Genomic DNA, 15,298 nt, shown 5'->3' on the forward strand with positions numbered 1-15,298 from the left:
GCTCGGGCAGGCCGGCTCGGTCAGGCCGGCTCGGTCAGGCCGGCTCGGTCAGGCCGGCTCGGTCAGGCCGGCTCGGTCAGGCCGGCTCGGTCAGGCCGGCTCGGTCAGGCCGGCTCGGTCAGGGCTGTCAGTGGGTCGTCCAGGACTGGTTGCCAGGCCAGTTCCGCCGCGCCGACGAGGCTGTTGTGGTCGAGGGTGCAGGGCAGGATCGGGACGCCGCCGCTCTGGCCCCACAGACTGCGCTCGGCGACCACGGCGCGCAGCCGGTCCGGGTCGGCGTCCAGCAGGGTGCGGTGCAGGCCGCCGAGGATGATCCGGTCCGGGTTGAGGATGTTCACCAGGCCCGCGAGGCCGAGCCCCAGACGGTCGATCAGCGCCTCGGCCGCGGCGCGGACGGCCGGGTCGGCGTAGTGGTTGCGGACGAGGTCGTCGGCCTGCTGGAGCAGGGACACCTCGGGGCCGGGAGTGCGGCCCGCCTCGACGAGCAGCGCCAGCGGATCCGCCTCCACGTCGAGGCAGCCGCGGCTGCCGCAGTGGCAGGTGCGGCCCTCGGGGTTCACCGTGAGGTGGCCGACCTCCAGCGCCAGACCCGAACTGCCCGTGTGCAGACGCCCGTCGAGGACCAGCGCACCCCCCACACCGCGGTGTCCGGTGGCCACGCACAGCAGGTCGCGCGCGCCGCGGCCCGCGCCGTGCCGGTGCTCGGCGAGCGCGGCGAGGTTGACGTCGTTGGCCGCGAACGCCGGGCCGGTGATCCCGGCGGCCCGCACGCACTGGGCGAAGATGCGGCGCACCGGCGCGCCCACCGGCCAGGCGAGGTGCAGCGGGTTGAGGGCAAGGCCCTCCGGTTCGGCCACCGCGGACGGCACGGCGAGCCCTGCGCCGACGCAGCGGCGGCCCGTGGCCCGGAGCAGTTCGGCGCCCGTCTCGACCACCGAGCGAAGCACCTTCGCCGGGTCGGCGGCGACGGTCCCGCAGCCCGGAGCGGTGGCCACGATCCGGCCGCCGAGGCCGACCAGCGCGGCCCGGAACCCGTCGGCGTGCACCTGCGCGGCGAGCGCCACGGGCCCGTCCTCGGCGACCTCAAGCCGGTGCGAGGGACGGCCCTGGGAACCGGCCGCCGCGGCCGGCCGTGGGTCGACCCGGATCAGGCCCAGCGCCTCCAGCTCGGCGGCCACCGCGCCGGCGGTCGCCCGGGTCACGCCCAGTTCGGCGGTGAGGACGGCCCGGGTCGGCGCCCGTCCGGTGTGCACGAGTTCCAACGCGGGTCCGAGCGCCCCGCGCCCGCGGTCCAGCCGCGTCCTTGAGGTGGTCCCTTCCCCCGCCGCCCGGGGGTCCGCCTTGCCACTCATGGGGCTGAGTCTCCCATGATCCCCATGCGCTACGGCCGGTAGCGCAATCTAGAAGCCGCTCACCCGCAGGGTGAGGTTCAGCCGCCCGGTCAGGCCCAGCGCGGGCGGTGCCGTGCCCGGGTGCACCCGGGGCACGCCGTGGTACGCGAGGCGGGACGCGCCGCCGAAGACGAACAGGTCGCCGCTGCGCAACTCGACGTCCGTGTACGGCTTCGCCCGCGTCGCGGTGTTGCCGAAGCGGAAGACGCAGCTGTCGCCGAGGCTCAGCGACACCACCGGCGCGTCGGAGTCCTCGTCGGCGTCGCGGTGCATGCCCATGCGGGCGTCGGCGCCGTAGAAGTTGATCAGCGCGATGTCGTACGGTGCCGGCGCGACGGCCGCCGGGCCGAGCGCGTCGGCCACCGCCCGGCGGCCCAGCTCGCCCAGCCAGGCGGGGAAGGGCTTGACCGGCGCCCCGTCGCCGTCGACGGCGGTGCGCGCGTAGCCGTACGGATACCAGTGCCGGCCCAGGCACACCTGGCGCGCGGTCATGGTGCCGCCGCCGGGCGTGCGCACGGTGCGCAGTCCGGCCGGCGGGCGCGCCCACGCGCGGCACGCCGTCAGCAGTTCGCGCCGGCAGCCGGGGTCCAGCCAGTCCGGCACGTGCACCGCGCCCGGCGCGACCTGGTGCCGCGCTCTGGGAAACAGTTCCGCCTCCATGGCATCCATCCTGCCCGACCGGCCGCGGCGGCCGAGGGGCGCGGGGAAACGGGGCGACCGGCCACGATGCCGCCTGCGGCCGACCGACGGCGCGGCACGGGCCGTCCCGCGGAGCGCTTAGCCTGGACGCACGATGAACGACCGTATGACCACCCCATTGACCACCCCATGGGGCGCGTTCGCGCTGTCCCGGTTTCCCGAGGATCCGCGTGACCGGCTGCGTGCCTGGGACGCGTCCGACGCGTATCTGCTGCGGCATCTGGCCGGGCAGCGGGTCCCGTTGTCCGGCACGGTCGTGGTCGTCGGCGACCGCTGGGGCGCGCTGGTGACGGCGTTGGCGGAGCACCGGCCGGTGCAGATCACCGACTCCTTCCTCGCCCAGGAGGCGACCCGGGCGAACCTCGCACGGGCCGGGGTGCCGCCGGGCGCCGTGCGCCTGCTGACCACCCAGGATCCGCCGCCGGACCGCGTCGACGTGCTGCTCGTCCGGGTGCCGAAGAGCCTTGCCCTGCTGGAGGACCAGCTGCTGCGGCTCGCGCCCGCCGTGCACGCGGGCACGGTCGTCGTGGGCGCCGGCATGGTCAAGGAGATCCACACCTCGACGCTCCGGTTGTTCGAGCGGATCCTCGGCCCGACCCGCACCACGCCGGCCGAGCAGAAGGCGCGGCTGATCCTGTGCGCTCCGGACCCGTCCCTGGCGCGCCCCGCCGGGCCGTGGCCGTACCGCTACACGCTGCCCGACGACATCGGCCCGGCCTCCGGGCGCCCCGTCGTCAACCACGCGGGCGTGTTCTGCGCCGACCGGCTCGACATCGGCACCCGGTTCTTCCTGCGGCATCTGCCGGAGGGCCGGGGCGCCCGCAGGGTGGTGGACCTGGGCTGCGGCAACGGTGTCGTCGGCACGGCGGTGGCGCTCGCCGATCCCGAGGCCGACGTGCTGTTCGTGGACGAGTCGTTCCAGGCGGTGGCGTCGGCGGAGGCGACCTACCGGGCCAACGGCCTGTCCGGGCATGCCGAGTTCCGGGTCGGGGACGGACTGTCCGGGGTGCCGGCGGACAGTGTGGACGTCGTGCTCACCAATCCGCCGTTCCACTCCCATCAGGCGCTCACGGACGCGACCGCGTGGCGGATGTTCACCGGGGCGCGGCGCGCGCTGCGGCCGGGCGGTGAGCTGTGGGTGGTCGGCAACCGGCACCTCGGCTACCACGTGAAGCTGCGGCGCCTGTTCGGCAACAGCCGACTCGTGGCCGGCGACCCGAAGTTCGTGGTGCTGAAAGCCGTCAAACGGTAGCCTTCGCGCGCAATACCCGCAGTCCGGCGCCGAGTTCGTGTCACCCGGCTCGCCGTAGGCGTGCGGGCCGGGCCCGGACGACGGACGCGGCGACGCCGGGACTGAACGACGGACGCGCCGACGGCCGGGGCCTGACGACGGACGCGCCGACGGCTGGGGTGGAGCGTATCGAGGCCCCAACAGGCGGTGGACGGGGGCCAGTCCGGGGCGGTACGCGCGGCCGACGAGGGTTGCGGGGCGTGACACCGCGCACCCTGGCGGGCGCCCCGGGGGGCGGCTCGCCGGGGTGCGGGCGCGTACGCGCAAGTCCTGCGCCCCCGGAGCCCACAAGCAGGCGAGCCAGGCCGGCACGGGCACGGGCGCGCAAGTCCGCGCCCCCGGAGCCCACAAGCAGGCGAGCCAGGCCGGCACGGGCACGGGCGCGCAAGTCCGCGCCCCCGGAACCGACAAGCAGGCGAGCCAGGCCGGCACGTGCGCGTACGCGCAATGCCCGCGCGCCCGGAACCGACGAACAGGCGAGTCAAGTCGGCGCGTACGCGCGAGGCGTGCGGGCGTCAGGTGCCCGGGCGGCCGAGGATGCGCATGATCCGCGTCACCTCGCGGGCCATGGCGTCCCGGCCGATGCCCAGGTACGTACGTGAGTCGACGGCCTCGGGGCGGACGGCGAGGAAATCGCGGATCGCGCCGGTCATCGCCACGTTCAGGGCGATGCCGACGTTGACCTTGGCGATGCCGCCCGCGACCGCCGCGACCAGTTCGCCGTCCGGCACCCCGGAGGAGCCGTGCAGGACGAGCGGGACGGGCAGGGCGGCGGCGAGCCGCCCGAGCAGACCGTGGTCGAGGGCCGCGGTCCGGCTGGTCATCCCGTGCACGCTGCCGACGGCGACGGCGAGGGCGTCGACTCCGGTGTCGGCGACGAAGGCACAGGCCTCTTCGGGGTCGGTGCGGGCGCCGGGCGCATGGGCGTCCAGCGGCGCCCCGCCGCCCTGCCCGGCCTTGCCACCCACCTCGCCCAACTCGGCCTCGATCCACAGCCCTCGGGCGTGCGCCCAGTCGGCGGCGGCCCGGGTGGCGGCCAGGTTCTCGGCGTACGGCAGGCGGGCCGCGTCGTACATCACGGAGCCGAACCCGGCCCCGGACGTCTGGCGCAGCAGGTCGTCGCTCTGCACATGGTCGAGGTGCAGGGCGACCGGTATGCCGGCCGCCTCCGCGGCGGCGACGGCCGCGCGGGCCAGCGGCAGCAGCCGGCCGTTACGGAACGTGACCGAGTTCTCGCTGACTTGGAGGATCACGGGCGCGCCGGCCGCCTCGGCCCCCGCCACGACCGCTTCGATGTGCTCCAGGGTGATGACGTTGAACGCGGCGACGGCGGAACGTGTTCCGGCGGCGCGGGCGACCAGGTCGCCGGTGGCTGCGAGGGGCACGGCTGTTCCTTCCGGCGCTCGGGTCAGGGGGCGAGGATCACGGAGCGGGTGAGATGGCGCGGCCGGTCCGGGTCGAGGCCCCGGCGGGCGGCGACGGCCACCGCGAGCCGCTGGGCGCGGACGAGTTCGGCCAGCGGGTCGAGCGTGCCCTCGATCCACCGGCCGCCCGTACGGCGCACCTGTTCGGCGAGGCCCTCGGGCGCCTCGCCGAACATCCAGGTCGCCGTGGTGCTGGTGGTGATGCTGATGGGGCCGTGCCGGTACTCCATCGCCGGGTACGCCTCGGTCCAGGACAGTGCGGCCTCGCGCATCTTCAGCCCGGCCTCGTTCGCGAGGCCGACGGTCCAGCCGCGGCCGAGGAAGGTGAACTGCGTGCAGTCGACCAGCCCTTCGGGCAGCGGGGCGGACAGCGCGGCACGGGCGTCGGCGACGACGGCGTCGGTGTGCAGGCCCAGGTGGGCGCGGAGCAGGGTGAGCGCGGTGGTGGCAAACCGGGTCTGCACGACGGAGCGTTCGTCGGCGAAGTCCAGCGCCACGACCTCGTCGGCGGCCGTCCGCACGGGGGTGTCCGCATCGGCGGTGACGGCGGTGGTGCGGGTGCGGCCGTGCAGCCGTTCCAGCAGGTCCAGCACCTCGGTGGTGGTGCCGGAGCGGGTGAGCGCGACGATCCGGTCGTATGCGCGGCCGTAGGGAAACTCGGACGCGGCGAAGGCGTCCGTCTCGCCCTGGCCCGCGCCCTCGCGCAGGGCGGCGGCGGCCTGCGCCATGAAGTACGAGGTGCCGCAGCCGACGATCGCGGCCCGCTCCCCCGCCGCGGGCAGCGCCGCGCCGTGCCGCGGCGCCGCCTGTGCCGCCCGCGTCCAGCACTCGGGCTGGCTGTTCAGTTCGTCCTCGATATGAGTCATGCCGTACCCCTCCCTCGTTCTGAGCGTTTCTGCAAGATACAGCGATGTTTTGAGCACTATCAAGCATTCATGTGCGTGATCGGTGCGCTAGGGTCACCGCAGGACGGACACCGGGACGGGATGACGGAGGCTGCGGATGTCGCGCGACGCCCGCTGGAAGGCGCTGCTCGAACTGCTCGTCGAGCGTGGCCGGTTGGACGTCGAGGAGGCGGCGGCCGAGCTGGAGGTCTCGGCGGCGACGATCCGGCGCGACTTCGACCAGCTCGCCGAGCAGCAGATGCTGGTGCGCACCCGGGGCGGTGCGGTGGTGCACGGCGTCTCGTACGAGCTGCCGCTGCGCTACAAGACCGCCCGCCGGGCCTCGGAGAAGCAGCGCATCGCCCGGGCGGTGGCCGCTCTCGTCGCGCCCGGCGAGGCGGTGGGCCTGACCGGCGGCACCACCACGACGGAGGTGGCCCGCGCCCTGGCCGTGCGCGCCGACCTCGCCACCGGTTCGCCGGCGCTGACGGTCGTCACCAACGCGCTCAACATCGCCAACGAGCTGGCCGTGCGGCCCCAGTTCAAGATCGTGGTGACCGGCGGGGTCGCACGCCCGCAGTCGTACGAGCTGATCGGGCCGCTCGCGGACGAGGTGCTCGGCCAGATCACGCTCGACGTGGCGGTGCTCGGGGTGGTCGCCTTCGACGTCGTGCACGGCGCCGCGGCGCACGACGAGGCGGAGGCGGCCACCAACCGGCTGCTGTGCGAGCGTGCCGAGCGGGTGGTGGTCGCCGCCGACTCCAGCAAGCTGGGGCAGCGGGCGTTCGCCCGGATCTGCGCGGCCGAGGACGTGGACACACTCGTCACGGACGCGGCGGTGGCACCGCAGACGGTGCGCCTGTTCGAGGAGGCCGGGATCCGGGTCCTCGCCGTGTGAACAGCGCACCGGGGCCTACCGGACGGCGGCGCGAGAGGCGACATTCCAGGAGGCCGGGCCCCGGGTCCTCGCCGTGTGAACAGCGCACCAGGACCTACCAGACGGCGGCGCGAAAGGCGACATTCCAGGAGGCCGGGCCCCCGGCCCTCGCCGCGCGAACAGCGCACCAGGACCTACCGGACGCCGGCGCGAGAGGCGCTGCCGGAAGCGGTGCGCGAACGGCGCGGCGGGTGGCGGCTGCCGCCTCAGATGCCGCCGAGATCAACACGTACGAACCCGGCGCCCCGCTGGTCGTTGCAGCCGAGCAGGGGCCGGCCGACGGGGTCCGGCCAGACCAGCTGGGCCTGAAGGGCGACGCTGACCACCGTCAGCAGCAGGTCGACATCGCTCGCGGCGTCGAGACGTATCGTCACCCACTGCGAGCCGGGCACGATACGGATCGCTCCGGTGTCCCTGAGGTCCTTGGCGAACCGCCGGATGGCACGGTCCGTCAACAGCAGGTCGACATCCCGGTCCGAGTGGAAGTGGGCGATCTCGCCCTGCGCCGAGCTGAGTGCCTGGCCCAGGCCGCAGCTCGGCACGGCCCGTCTCAGATCGGGCCAGGTCGCCAGTTGCGCGAGAGCGCGCGAGGCCAACGTCATGGGCCCATCATGGACTGCTCACCCCTCCGCAACCAGTGTGTTCGCAAGCATTAACCGACCTGTATCCCATATTCCGAACACACGGACCGGCGACGAGCACGCATCCGGCGAGCGGCGGGGCCCGCCGTGCCCCACGCTGGAGGCCGGGCACAGCCCGCGCCCGCACACCCCGGCCGGGCCCGGAGCGGGCCCCGAGCGGTCCTCCGAGCGGAAGGAGAGTCCCGGTGACGGACCAGACGGAGCCGACCGCGGATCCGACGGCGGTCCGGGTCGCCCTGTGGCGGGCCCTGCACATGCTGGTCGACGTGCCGCCGCATGTGCTGGACGACGAGGTCGGCCTGCGGCTGGCGGACCCCGGCGGGGACTGGCGGGCACGCCCGGACATGGATCCGCGGGAGACCCGGCTCATGCGCGCGTCGATCGTGGCGCGGGCCCGCTTCGTCGAGGACCTGGTGGTCGAGCGGGCCGCCGAGGGCGTCGGCCAGTATGTGCTCCTCGGTGCCGGACTCGACTCCTTCGCGCAGCGCAGACCACAGGTCGCGGCGGGCCTGACGGTGTTCGAGATCGACCGGCCCGGCCCGCTGACCTGGAAACGGCGGCGGCTGGCCGAGACGGGGTACGGCGTCCCGCCGTGGCTGCGGCTCGTACCGGTCGACTTCGAGACCCAGTCGTGGTGGGAGCGGCTGGGTCAGGCGGGCTTCGAGCCGGACCGGCCCGCCGTCGTGGCCTCCACGGGCGTCACCATGTACCTCACCCGGGAGGCCGTCGAGGCCATGCTGCGCCAGGCCGCCGCGCTCGCGCCCGGTTCCACGCTCGCCACGACGTTCATGCCGACGCTGGAGCGGGTCGAGCCGGAGGAGCGCCCGCTGCGCCGGGCGATGGAGGAGGCGGCGCGCTCCTCCGGTACTCCCTTCATCAGCTTCTTCGTCCCGGAGGAGCTGGTGGCCCTGGCCCTGCGGGCCGGCTTCGGCCGGGCCCGGCATGTACCGGCGGCGGAGCTGTCCGAGCGCTACTTCGCCGGCCGGGCGGACGGTCTACGGCCGTCCAGCGGTGAGGAATTGCTGGTGGCGACGGTCTGACGGCCACCCGGCACCGACAGGGCCGCCCACACCGCCGCCGCCCTTGCTCCGCCACCGTCGCGCCCCTAGCCTGACTTTGTGCCGCCAATAAACAAAACCCGTACGCACAGCGCCGTGCCGGGTGACACACTGACCCGGCTGCGCGTGGCGATCACCGCGTTCTTCGCCCTCGACGGCTTCGTCTTCGCGGGCTGGGTCGTCCGCATCCCCGCCGTCAAACAGCAGACCGACGCCTCCGCGAGCACGCTGGGGCTCGCCCTGCTCGGCGTCTCGGCCGGTGCCGTCGTCACGATGACCCTCACCGGACGCCTGTGCCGCCGCTTCGGCGCCCATCCGGTCACCGTCGTCTGCGCCGTCCTGCTCTCGCTCAGCGTCGCTCTTCCCCCGCTGACCCACTCGGCGCTCGCACTGGGCGGCGTCCTGCTGGTGTTCGGCGCCGCCTACGGCGGGATCAACGTCGCCTTCAACAGCGCCGCCGTCGACCTGATCGCCGCGTTGCGGCGGCCCGTCATGCCGAGCTTCCACGCGGCCTTCAGCCTCGGCGGCATGATCGGCGCCGGGCTCGGCGGCCTGGTCGCCGGGTCCCTGTCCCCCACGCGGCATCTGCTCGGCCTGACCGTCGTGGGGCTGCTGGTGACCGCCGCGGCGGGCCCCACGCTGCTGCGGCACGAGCCGCCGCGCCCGCCCGAGCGCGCCCAGGGCGTGAGGGAGGAAGCGCCACGGCGCCTCGACGGCCGGACCCGCGGTCTTGTGGTCGTCTTCGGTCTGATCGCGCTGTGCACGGCCTACGGCGAGGGCGCCATGGCCGACTGGGGCGCCCTCCACCTCGAACAGGACCTGGACACCTCGCCGGGCGTCGCGGCGGCCGGTTACTCGTGTTTCGCGCTCGCCATGACCGTGGGGCGCCTGACGGGTACGGCCCTGCTGGAGCGCCTCGGCCGCACCCGAACCGTGGTCGCGGGCGGCACCGTCGCGACGGCCGGCATGCTGGTGGGCTCGCTCGCCCCCTCCGCGTGGGCGGCCCTGATCGGGTTCGCCGTCACCGGGCTGGGCCTCGCCAATCTCTTCCCGGTCGCCGTGCAGGGGGCCGGGACGCTCGCCGGTCCGAGCGGCGTCGCGATCGCCTCCACCCTGGGGTACGGCGGCATGCTCCTCGGGCCGCCCGCGATCGGCTTCATGGCCGACTGGTTCTCGCTGCCTGCCGCGCTCACCAGCGTCGCGGTGCTGGCGGCCGTGGCGGCGCTCATCGGCATGACGACCCGGCGCGCGGTGGCCGGTTGACACGGCGGAGCGGCCGGTACGCCGCCCCAAGGCGGACCAGCGGGGGCGGGGCCCTCGGCCGTTCCGCGGCCCCGCGCCGAACGATCGCGCGCGGCGGGCGCCCGCATTCCGGGAACTCCGAGCGGCCGCAGCGCCGTGGCGGGGGCCGGCACACCGTACGGCCGGAACCCCGTGGCCGCGGGCCCGGGACACCGTAGGACCGGGGCCCCGTAGCCAAGCCCGGCACACCGTACGGGCGGAGTCCCATGGCTGGCGCTGGGACAACGGCCGGAGCGCCGTAGCGGGGGTCGGCACACCGTGCGGCCGGAGCCCCGTGGCCGGGGCCAGGACACCGTACGGGCGGAGCCCCATGGCCGCGGGCCCGGGACACCCTACGAGCGGAGCGCCGTGGCCGCGCGCTCGGGACACCGTACGAGCGGAGCCCCATGGCTGGCGCTGGGACAACGGCCGGAGCGCCGTAGCCGGGCCCGGCTACGGGACACCGTACGGCCGGAGCCCCGTAGCCGGGCCCGGGGCACCGTACGGGCGGAGCGCCGTGGCCGGCGCTGGGGCGTCGTGCGGGCTCACGTGGGTGTGCCGGGTCGCGCGGTCCGGCACACTCGCTCCATGGAGACTGCGGAGTTCGTTCGGATCCTGGACCGGGAGGGCCGGTCGCTGGCCGCGGCGGCCGAGGCCGCGGGTACCGACGCCGCGGTGCCGACCTGCCCGACGTGGCGTGTGCGCGATCTGCTGCGGCACACGGGGGCCGTGCACCGATGGGCGGCGGGGTTCGTCGCCGACGCGCACACCGGCCCGCGTCCGCTCGGGGATCTGCCCGATCTGGACGGGGACGCCCTGCTGACCTGGTACCGCGACAGCCACCGCCGGCTCGTGGAGACGCTGGCCGCCGCACCGCCCGATCTGGCGTGCTGGACCTTCCTTCCCCTGCCGTCCCCGTCGCCGCCGGCGTTCTGGGCGCGCCGACAGGCCCATGAGACGACCGTGCACCGCTACGACGCCGAGGCGGCGCGCGGCGGCCCCGCCTCCCCGGTCGACCCCGAGTTCGCGGTCGACGGCATCGACGAGTTGCTGTGCGGCTTCCACGCCCGCGCGAAAAGCCGGGTGCGCACCGACGAACCACGCCTGCTGCGGGTGCGGGCCGAGACGACGGACGCCACCGGCGACGCGGTGTGGAGCGTGCGGCTTTCGGACCGGCCGCCGGTGACCGTACGGGCGGCGTCGGGGCGGGCGGATGCCGAACTGGCCGGTCCCGCCGACCTGTTGTACCTCGCGCTGTGGAACCGGAGCGCGGTGCCCAGCATCACCGGGGACGCGGCGCTGGCCGCGCTGTGGCGGGAGAAGTCGGCGATCTGACGGCGGCCGGTCAGTCCGCCAGCATCCGGGTCAGCACCGAGCGCTGCACCGGCAGCACCTGTTCGTGCAGCGCGCGCCCCTTCGCCGTGAGGGCCACGCGCACGCCCCGGCGGTCCTCCGCGCACATGGCGCGTTCGACGAGACCGTCCCGTTCCAGGCGGGCGATCAGCCGGGACAGCGCACTCTGACTGAGGTGGATCCGGTCGGAGATCTCCTGGACGCGCAGCGAGCAGCCGCGGTCCGCCCCGGCGGCCTGGGACAGCAGGTCCAGCACCTCGAAGTCGCTGGCGCACAGGCCGTGTCCGTGCAGTGCGCGGTCGAGTTCGCACTGGGTGCGTGCGTGCAGTGCCAGGATGTCCCGCCAACGGTCCACGAGCGCCTGCTCGGCCTTCTTCCCCGCCATGAACGCACGGTAGCAGAGAAGCGACTTTATTTCGTCCACATCAAATGCACTTACATTCAATGCGCGTGCATGTAGTCTCGCGGCATGACCTCTCCGCTCACCACCGCGTCCGAGGGACGCTGGACCCCCCGGCTGTGGGGCACGCTGCTCGTGCTCTGCGCCGCCATGTTCCTCGACGCGCTCGACGTGTCGATGGTCGGCGTCGCGCTGCCGTCCATCGGCTCCGATCTCCATCTGTCCACGTCGACGCTGCAATGGATCGTCAGCGGCTACATCCTGGGGTACGGCGGGCTGCTGCTGCTCGGCGGACGCACCGCCGATCTGCTCGGCCGGCGCCAGGTGTTCCTGGTCGCCCTGGCCGTGTTCGCGCTCGCCTCGCTGCTCGGCGGCCTTGTCGACTCGGGACCGCTGCTGATCGCCAGCCGCTTCATCAAGGGCCTCAGCGCGGCGTTCACGGCGCCCGCGGGCCTGTCGATCATCACCACCACGTTCCCCGAGGGCCCGCTGCGCAACCGCGCCCTGTCCATCTACACCACGTGCGCGGCCACCGGGTTCTCCATGGGCCTGGTGCTGTCCGGGCTGCTCACCGAGGCCAGTTGGCGGCTGACGATGCTGCTGCCCGCGCCCATCGCGCTGGCCGCGCTGCTGGCCGGCCTCCGGCTGCTGCCGCGCAGCGCCCGCGAGCGCGACCACGACGGCTACGACCTGCCCGGCGCCGTCCTCGGCACCGCGTCGATGCTGCTGCTCGTCTTCACCGTCGTCCAGGCGCCCGAGGTCGGCTGGACCTCGGCCCGCACCCTGCTGTCCTTCCTCGCCGTCGCCGCGCTGCTGACCGTGTTCGTCCTGGTGGAGCGGCGCTCGGCGGGCCCGCTGATCCGGCTCGGCGTGCTGCGTTCGGGCAGCCAGGTCCGCGCCCAGCTCGGCGCGGTGGCCTTCTTCGGGTCGTACGTCGGCTTCCAGTTCCTGACCACCCTCTACATGCAGTCGCTGCTCGGCTGGTCGGCGCTGCACACCGCGCTCGCCTTCCTGCCCGCGGGCGCGCTGGTGGCGGTGTCCTCGACGAAGGTCGGCTCGATCGTGGACCGGTTCGGCACCCCGCGGCTGATCGCGACGGGCTTCGCGCTGATGGTCGTCGGGTACGCGCTGTTCCTGCGCGTCGACCTCGATCCGGTGTACGCGGCCGTCGTGCTGCCGTCGATGCTGCTGATCGGCGCGGCCTGCGCGCTGGTCTTCCCCTCGCTCAACATCCAGGCCACCAACGGCGTCGAGGACCATGAGCAGGGCATGGTCTCGGGGCTGCTGAACACCTCGGTCCAGGTGGGCGGCGCGATCTTCCTGGCGATCGTGACCGCGGCGGTCACCGCGGGCGCCCCCGCCGACCCGACGCCGCAGGCGGTGCTCGACAGCTACCGGCCCGGGTTCGTGGTCGTCACCGGCGTCGCCCTGGCCGGCCTGCTGATCGCCCTCACGGGTGTGCGCGGCCGGCGCACCCAGGGGTCGCTGGCGGTCGCGAGGTCCGCGGCGGACGAGACCGGCGCGGCGAGCGAGACCCGCGCGGTCGGCGAGACCGGCGAGGCGAGCGAGGTGAACACCGCCCGCGTGGCGGTCCGCGACTGAACGCTCCGCCGGTCCGGCCGCGCCGTAGTCCGCACGCGCCGCGCCGTAGTCCGGCCGAGCCACGGCGCGGCGCGGCCGGGCGCTCCCCCGGGTCTGCCGGCTCCGCCCGGCCGGCGGCCCGGGGCTCAGCCCAGCCAGCCCGGGCGCACCAGCCCCGACTCATAGGCCAGCACCACCAGTTGGGCGCGGTCGCGGGCGCCCAGCTTGACCATGGTGCGGCTCACATGGGTCTTCGCGGTGAGCGGGCTGACCACCAGGCGACGGGCGATCTCCTCGTTCGAAAGGCCGATGCCGACCAGGGCCATCACCTCGCGTTCCCGCTCGGTGAGCCGGGCCAGTTCGTCGGCGTCCGCGGGCTGCTTGGACCGGGCGGCGAACTCGGCGATGAGGCGACGGGTCACCCCCGGCGACAGCAGTGCGTCGCCCTCCACCACCGCCCGCACGGCGCGCACCAGTTCCTCCGGCTCGGTGTCCTTGACCAGGAAACCGGAGGCACCGGAGCGGATCGCCTCGAAGACGTACTCGTCGAGTTCGAAGGTGGTGAGCATGACCACCTTGACGTCCCGCAGCTCCGGCTCCCCGGTGATACGGCGGGTGGCGGCCAGCCCGTCGAGCAGCGGCATGCGGATGTCCATCAGGACGACGTCCGGGCGCAGTTCGCGCACCTTGGCCAGCGCCTGAGCCCCGTCGGCGGCCTCGCCTGCCACCTCGATGTCCGGCTGCGCGTCGAGCAGCGCCCGGAACCCGGCCCGCACCAGTACCTGGTCGTCGGCGAGCAGTACACGGATCACCGGTCGCCCTCCTCGGACTTGATCTGCGACGGCAGTACGGCGAGCACCCGGAAGCCGCCGTCGGGACGTGGGCCCGCCTCGATCGTGCCACCCAGGGCGGCGGCCCGCTCGCGCATTCCGGCCAGCCCGTTGCCGCTGCCGCCGGCGTCGGCGCCGGTCGCGGGGCCGTCGTCGTCGATGCGCAGCCGCAGGCAGTCGGTGTCGTGGTCGAACCGCACGCGCGCGTGCCGCGAACCCGAGTGCCGCACCACATTGGTGAGGGCCTCCTGGACGATGCGGAACGCGGCCAGGTCGGCACCCGGAGCGAGCCGTGGCGCCGCGCCCTCGATCTCGACGGCGAGCCCCGCGCCCGCCGCCTGCTCCACCAGTTCCGGCAGCCGGTCAAGACCCGGGGCGGGGGCGCGCGGCGCGGCACCCGGGGCGCGCAACGTGTCCAGTACCTGTCGCACCTCTCCGAGCGCCTCCCTGCTGGCGGACTTGATGGTGGTGAGGGCCGCGCGTGCCTGCTCGGGGTCGCTGTCCAGGAGCGCGAGCCCCATGCCCGCCTGGACGTTGATGACGGAGATGCTGTGCGCGAGGACGTCGTGCAGTTCCCGGGCGATCCGCAGCCGTTCCTCGTCCGCGCGCCGCCGGGCGGCCTGGGCGCGGTCGGCCCGCTCCCGCACCCACTGTTCGCGCCGCACCCGGGCCAGTTCGGACAGCGCGCCGATGGCCAGGATCCAGGTGGCGATCAGGATCTCCTGGTCGATGCTCCCGCCCGTGTCGCCCGGCGGCGGAAGCCGGCGGTAGAGCCAGAGCGCGATCAGCACGTGCCCGGCCCACAGGAGCCCTACGGACGTCCAGGCGGCCCGGCGGTGACCGGCGACGACGGCGGTGACACAGCTCGCGGCGACGGTCAGGAAGACCGGCCCGTACGGGTAGCCCGCGCCCAGGTAGACCAGGGTGGCCGCGGCCGTGCCGAAGACGACGGCCACCGGGTGGCGGTGGCGCCACAGCAGCAGCCCCGAGGCGACCAGGAGCAGGACGCGCGCGTAGGCGTCCAGCGGCTCCCGATCGGGCTGGCCGTGCGCCGCGAAGTTCGAGCCGACCAGGACGAAGGCGGTGAGCAGCGCGGTGGAGCGCCACGGCAGGCGGGCGGCGGGCGGCTCGGCGCCGTCCGTCCGCTGCCACCACGGCGGCCCGTGCCGCCACCACTGCGCCGGACCGTGCCGGCGCACACGCTGCTCCTCCATGACGGCCACGCTAGACGCAGCGGGCGGTGGCGGACGTCAGCCGAGCGAGGTGACCGCGCGTACTCCCGCAGAAGTACGTCCGGGGCGCCCGGGCACCGTACCGGCTCCGTGACCCACCGTACGGGCACAGGATGCGCGTCCCACCGTACGGACGCGGGATACGCGCACCACCGTACGGCCTTTGTGGAGCCGTGTTCCGCCGTACAGGGCGCATCGCCCGCGGCACAGGACGCGTCGCCCGTCATGCAGCGCCCGTCGCCCGCCGGACGGAAGGCGGCGTCGCCCGTCGTACGGGATCCGTTCGCGTGTGCCGC

14 protein-coding genes are annotated in these 15,298 nt (G+C 74.6%); 6 read left to right on the forward strand and 8 right to left on the reverse strand.

Translation table 11 applies throughout. The annotated features are described in order from the left end of the window. Positions 1-104: 104 nt before the first annotated feature. The gene (locus tag ABT245_RS17455) at positions 105-1,352 is read right to left on the reverse strand and encodes an ROK family protein (RefSeq protein WP_351734401.1); all 1,248 of its coding nucleotides are present in this window, start codon (positions 1,350-1,352) and stop codon (positions 105-107) included. 48 nt (positions 1,353-1,400) lie between these two features. Continuing rightward, positions 1,401-2,051, reverse strand: a complete 651-nt coding sequence (locus ABT245_RS17460) for an alpha-ketoglutarate-dependent dioxygenase AlkB family protein (protein WP_351734403.1) — start codon at positions 2,049-2,051, stop codon at positions 1,401-1,403. A 157-nt stretch (positions 2,052-2,208) separates the two neighbouring features. Here ABT245_RS17460 and ABT245_RS17465 point away from each other — a divergent pair, with 157 nt between their 5' ends. Further along, positions 2,209-3,342, forward strand: a complete 1,134-nt coding sequence (locus ABT245_RS17465) for a methyltransferase (protein ID WP_351734628.1) — start codon at positions 2,209-2,211, stop codon at positions 3,340-3,342. A 554-nt stretch (positions 3,343-3,896) separates the two neighbouring features. Here ABT245_RS17465 and ABT245_RS17470 read toward each other — a convergent pair. Together ABT245_RS17470 and ABT245_RS17475 are read right to left on the reverse strand one after the other, a co-directional pair. Next, positions 3,897-4,766: a class II fructose-bisphosphate aldolase gene (locus tag ABT245_RS17470; RefSeq protein ID WP_351734405.1), complete on the reverse strand. Its 870-nt coding sequence runs from the start codon at positions 4,764-4,766 to the stop codon at positions 3,897-3,899. A 23-nt stretch (positions 4,767-4,789) separates the two neighbouring features. Beyond that, positions 4,790-5,671, reverse strand: coding sequence for an SIS domain-containing protein (locus ABT245_RS17475; protein WP_351734407.1), 882 nt, complete (start codon positions 5,669-5,671; stop codon positions 4,790-4,792). Positions 5,672-5,807: 136 nt separating this feature from the next. Here ABT245_RS17475 and ABT245_RS17480 point away from each other — a divergent pair, with 136 nt between their 5' ends. Then, positions 5,808-6,587 carry a DeoR/GlpR family DNA-binding transcription regulator gene (locus tag ABT245_RS17480; protein ID WP_351734409.1) on the forward strand — a complete coding sequence of 260 codons (780 nt, stop codon included), beginning with the start codon at positions 5,808-5,810 and terminating at the stop codon, positions 6,585-6,587. Positions 6,588-6,832: 245 nt separating this feature from the next. On the opposite strand, the gene ABT245_RS17485 is transcribed toward ABT245_RS17480, so the two are convergent. Next, entirely contained in the window at positions 6,833-7,228 is a 396-nt protein-coding gene (locus tag ABT245_RS17485) for a luciferase domain-containing protein (RefSeq protein WP_351734411.1), read from the reverse strand. Positions 7,229-7,452: 224 nt separating this feature from the next. Here ABT245_RS17485 and ABT245_RS17490 point away from each other — a divergent pair, with 224 nt between their 5' ends. From ABT245_RS17490 to ABT245_RS17500, 3 genes are all read left to right on the forward strand, one after another. Continuing rightward, positions 7,453-8,307, forward strand: a complete 855-nt coding sequence (locus ABT245_RS17490) for a class I SAM-dependent methyltransferase (protein WP_351734413.1) — start codon at positions 7,453-7,455, stop codon at positions 8,305-8,307. A 114-nt stretch (positions 8,308-8,421) separates the two neighbouring features. Continuing rightward, positions 8,422-9,588, forward strand: a complete 1,167-nt coding sequence (locus ABT245_RS17495) for an MFS transporter (RefSeq protein ID WP_351734415.1) — start codon at positions 8,422-8,424, stop codon at positions 9,586-9,588. A gap of 606 nt (positions 9,589-10,194) precedes the next feature. Further along, positions 10,195-10,941 (forward strand): maleylpyruvate isomerase family mycothiol-dependent enzyme, encoded by a 747-nt coding sequence (locus ABT245_RS17500; RefSeq protein ID WP_351734417.1) that lies wholly within the window; start codon positions 10,195-10,197, stop codon positions 10,939-10,941. A gap of 10 nt (positions 10,942-10,951) precedes the next feature. Here ABT245_RS17500 and ABT245_RS17505 read toward each other — a convergent pair whose 3' ends face one another. Then, on the reverse strand, positions 10,952-11,344 hold the full coding sequence (locus ABT245_RS17505; RefSeq protein ID WP_351734419.1) for a MarR family winged helix-turn-helix transcriptional regulator: 393 nt from the start codon (positions 11,342-11,344) through the stop codon (positions 10,952-10,954). 84 nt (positions 11,345-11,428) lie between these two features. Between ABT245_RS17505 and ABT245_RS17510 the strand changes: the two genes are divergently transcribed. Continuing rightward, complete coding sequence (locus tag ABT245_RS17510) at positions 11,429-12,961, forward strand: MFS transporter (RefSeq protein ID WP_351734421.1); 1,533 nt, start codon at positions 11,429-11,431, stop codon at positions 12,959-12,961. Positions 12,962-13,086: 125 nt separating this feature from the next. Here ABT245_RS17510 and ABT245_RS17515 read toward each other — a convergent pair whose 3' ends face one another. Next, on the reverse strand, positions 13,087-13,752 hold the full coding sequence (locus ABT245_RS17515; RefSeq protein ID WP_351734423.1) for a response regulator transcription factor: 666 nt from the start codon (positions 13,750-13,752) through the stop codon (positions 13,087-13,089). Further along, positions 13,749-14,984 carry a sensor histidine kinase gene (locus ABT245_RS17520; protein WP_351734425.1) on the reverse strand — a complete coding sequence of 412 codons (1,236 nt, stop codon included), beginning with the start codon at positions 14,982-14,984 and terminating at the stop codon, positions 13,749-13,751. The genes ABT245_RS17515 and ABT245_RS17520 overlap by 4 nt, the downstream gene beginning before the upstream one ends. Positions 14,985-15,298: the final 314 nt, after the last annotated feature.

This window comes from Streptomyces sp. NPDC001508 (assembly GCF_040298665.1).
Classification (GTDB): domain Bacteria; phylum Actinomycetota; class Actinomycetes; order Streptomycetales; family Streptomycetaceae; genus Streptomyces.